This window comes from Allobacillus salarius (genome assembly GCF_007559425.1).
Lineage (GTDB): Bacteria > Bacillota > Bacilli > Bacillales > Alkalibacillaceae > Allobacillus > Allobacillus salarius.
The window spans coordinates 1-957 of record NZ_VMHE01000076.1 but is presented as its reverse complement, the minus strand read 5'-3'; the positions used below and the strand labels follow the sequence as shown (position 1 = coordinate 957).

General features: G+C 35.6%; 1 protein-coding gene and 1 pseudogene. Both read right to left on the bottom strand.

Going from position 1 to position 957, the window contains the following annotated elements; all coding sequences use genetic code 11:
* Window positions 1–798, bottom strand: a 798-nt coding sequence (locus FPQ13_RS13170; protein ID WP_144089743.1) for an N-acetylmuramoyl-L-alanine amidase, incomplete at its 3' end; no start/stop codon positions are given.
* Window positions 799–809: 11 nt separating this feature from the next.
* Window positions 810–957, bottom strand: a pseudogene (locus tag FPQ13_RS13165) (phage holin); the annotation flags it as partial.

The following is a 957-nucleotide window of genomic DNA, read 5'->3' as shown; positions in this document are numbered from 1 at the left end:
TAGAACAATGTCATACCCCTGTGATTTAACCCAATATAAGCCATAATCTTTTTTATTGCCTACATTAACACCGTATGCAGTATCTTGATACATATCTTGTGATTGACTTGAGCCACCGTATAATGCAACTTCATGTCCTGCATGTCTTAAATACTTAGCGATATTAGGCGTTATATATTTACGTATAAAATCGCGTTCGTTTGTTCCGTTTCCTACTGCTCCAGGATCGTTATAACCATGACCGGCTACAAGCATAATTTTTTTAGGTTTAATTACTGCCTCTTTTTTTGTAGTCGCTTGCTTAATAATACCTTTAGCTTTATTGCCAACGCTTAAGTTGTTAGGGAAGTTTAACCTAATAAAATACATTGGATTGTCATAATAATGAACATGTCTTGTCACAGTTTCAGGACCCCAACCAGGTTGCGCAACGCCATTAGTCCAACCTTTACCGTTCCAGTTTTGACCAAATGATGTGAAAGTATTTAAATTTGCGCTCTCAACAATTTCAACGTGTCCAGCTCCGCCACCATACTTTGACGGGAAAACGACAATATCCAACTTTTGCGGTAAAAAGCTGTCATAGTTTTTAATTATTTGACCATATTTTTCAATCTTTGCTTTATTATCAAACGGGATATTATAAGCATATAAACCTTGCAGCCTTTCGCCTGTCGCTAACATAAAGAACATATTGGCGTAATCATAACACTGAAATCCATACCAACCATCTGGGTTGAATTGTTTCCCTAATGAATTGTCAAACCATTTTTCTGCTTGATTTTTTGTCATTAACATATATCAACCACCTACCCTAAATCATTTGTGTCGTTCATATTCGTAGGTGTCATTACTTCTTTAATAGGTGCTTGTCCTGTTGCTTTTCTATATTTACTTTCAGCTTTATATTTCTTTAATTTTTGATTCGCCCATTTCCCTTCTTGAGATGTTGGATTA